The organism is Mesorhizobium sp. M5C.F.Ca.IN.020.32.2.1 (genome assembly GCF_004023105.1).
Taxonomy (GTDB): Bacteria; Pseudomonadota; Alphaproteobacteria; order Rhizobiales; family Rhizobiaceae; genus Mesorhizobium; species Mesorhizobium wenxiniae.
The window spans coordinates 1-2,341 of sequence record NZ_RZSX01000932.1 but is presented as its reverse complement, the minus strand read 5'-3'; the positions used below and the strand labels follow the sequence as shown (position 1 = coordinate 2,341).

At 63.8% G+C, this 2,341-nt stretch carries 3 protein-coding genes; 2 read left to right on the top strand and 1 reads right to left on the bottom strand.

Annotation, left to right across the window (positions count from 1 at the left end; genetic code table 11):
- Together EOA86_RS31080 and rbsK are read left to right on the top strand one after the other, a co-directional pair.
- On the top strand, nucleotides 1-425 hold a 425-nt coding region (locus tag EOA86_RS31080), incomplete at its 5' end, for an RbsD/FucU family protein (protein WP_128345110.1).
- 4 nt (nucleotides 426-429) lie between these two features.
- The gene (gene rbsK, locus EOA86_RS31075; protein ID WP_128345108.1) at nucleotides 430-1,356 is read left to right on the top strand and encodes a ribokinase; all 927 of its coding nucleotides are present in this window, start codon (nucleotides 430-432) and stop codon (nucleotides 1,354-1,356) included.
- A gap of 332 nt (nucleotides 1,357-1,688) precedes the next feature.
- On the opposite strand, the gene EOA86_RS31070 is transcribed toward rbsK, so the two are convergent.
- Nucleotides 1,689-2,341 (bottom strand): ion transporter (locus EOA86_RS31070; RefSeq protein ID WP_164892159.1); only part of this gene is annotated, 653 nt, incomplete at its 5' end.

The following is a 2,341-nucleotide window of genomic DNA, read 5'->3' as shown; positions in this document are numbered from 1 at the left end:
ATGCCGATGTGCTCCAGGCGCTTCGGGCGATGGGCCACGGCGACGATTTGATCATCGCCGACACCAATTTCCCCTCCGATTCGGTGGCCCACCAGACCGTCTTCGGCCGACTGCTGCGCATCGATGCGCCGGCCGCGGACGTGGTCAAGGCGGTGCTGTCGCTCTATCCGCTGGACAGTTTCGTCGACGATGCGGCCGCCCGCATGGAGATCGTCGGCAAGCCGGACGAGATTCCCGCAGTGCAGCAAGAAGTGCAAAAAGAGATCGATGCTGCTGAGGGCAAGGCCTGGCCTATGATCTCGGTCGAACGCTACGCCTTCTACGAACGTGCCAAGAAGGCCTATTGCGTCATCCAGACCGGCGAGCGCCGCTTCTATGGCTGTTTCGCCTTCCGCAAGGGCGTCGTTCCGCCGGATGCGGAGTAGGGAGATGCCAGGCAAGCCTGTCGTCATACTGGGCGTCTTCGTCGCCGACACTGCCTACCGCGCCGCCCGCCAGCCGCGCATGGGCGAGACGCTCCTTGGAACTTCCTTCACGCTTGGCCCCGGCGGCAAGGGCTCCAACCAGGCGGTTGCGGCCGGCCGTCTCGGTGCCGACATCGCTTTCCTGACGCGCCTCGGCGTCGATCCCTTTGCCGATATGGCTAGGCAGACCTGGGCGCAGGCCGGGGTGAAGAGCGCCGTCATCGACACGCCGGAGAGTTATACGGGTGCGGCCTATATCTTCGTCGAGGAGACCACCGGCAACAACGCCATCATCGTCAGTCCGGGTGCGGCCATGCTGATTTCGCCCGACGACATCGAGGCTAACGCCGGCCTGATCCGCTCGGCGGGCGTCTTCGTCACCCAGCTCGAGCAGCCGATCGAGGCGGCGATGCGAGCGCTGGAGATCGCGCGCGGGGCAGGCGTGACGACCATCCTCAACCCGGCGCCGGCGGCAAAGCTTCCTGACCGCATCTATACGCTCTGCGACTATGTCACGCCGAACGAGACCGAGGCCGAGGAACTGACCGGTATCAAGGTGTCTTCCATCGACGACGCCCGCCGCGCCGCCGACAGCCTGCTCGAAAAGGGCGTCGGCGCGGTCATTGTAACACTCGGCGACAAAGGCGCGCTGTTGCAAACGGCCAGCCGCTCCGACTATGTCGGCGCGATCAATGCCGGCGCTGTGGTCGAGACCACCGGAGCAGGCGATGCCTTCAATGGCGGCTTGGCCGCAGCACTTGCGAGAGAGGTGGAACCGCTGCAAGCGGTCCGCTTCGCCTGCGCCGTCGCCGGCATTTCGGTCACCCGGCCCGGCACGGCGCCGTCGATGCCGACGCTACAAGAGGTCGAGGCATTACTCGCCAAGGGGTGAGGCCGCCCAGCCTCGCCGGCGCTCTCGATTTTAGTCCGTTCCGACCACGGTGACATATTAGCCACAGTTAATATGAATCGGCGAACCTATCTTGCGTCGTTGGCATAGGTGTCCCGTAATGGATCACTGGGTCTGGCGCCGCAATTGCACGGTCAGCAATGCCGGGGGGCACCTTGACCTGGCAATCGGGGGTAATCTGGGGGGGCCGCCGCTTCGCAAATGGAGCGGCGGGCTTTTTCACGGCACTACACCATCAGAGGCCGCCGACGGATAGGAATGGCTGTGTTCTGCAATGTTCGCGGGGAAGTACCTGTCGCGCCGAATGAGGCGATCTAGCCGCGAACGCCGGACAATTCGCGAACCTCTGCCCGCAGCGCCTGTAACTCCGCGAGGATGATGGCCTGATCGCTGTGCAGCGTTGCCCTGTCAGCCGATTCTACGGCTTCATGCTCGGCCTCCATCGCCGAAACGATCACGCCGATGAACAGATTGAGCACGGTGAACGAGGTCGCGATGATGAAAGGGATGAAGAACAGCCAGGCGGTCGGATAGACCGCCATGACCGGGCGCACCACGCCGTCCGACCAGCCTTCGAGAGTCATGACCTGGAAAAGCGTGAAGAGCGATTCCGGTATGCCGCCGAACAGTTCGGGAAAGGACGAGCCGTAGAGCTTCGTCGCCATCACCGCAAAGACGTAGAACACCAGCCCGAGCAACAGCATGATCGAGCCCATGCCGGGCAGGGCGGTGATGAAGCCGGTGACGACTCGGCGCAGCGACGGAACGATGCTGATCAGGCGCAGGACCCGCAGGATGCGCAGCGCCCGCAGCACGGAGAGCGAACCGGTCGCGGGGATGAGCGCGAAACCGACGACGAAAAGGTCGAAGATGCGCCATGGATCGCGAAAGAAATTCGTCCTATAGACGACCACCCGGATCGCGAGTTCGAGCAGGAAGACCGCGAGGATCGCGCGGTCTTCCTGCT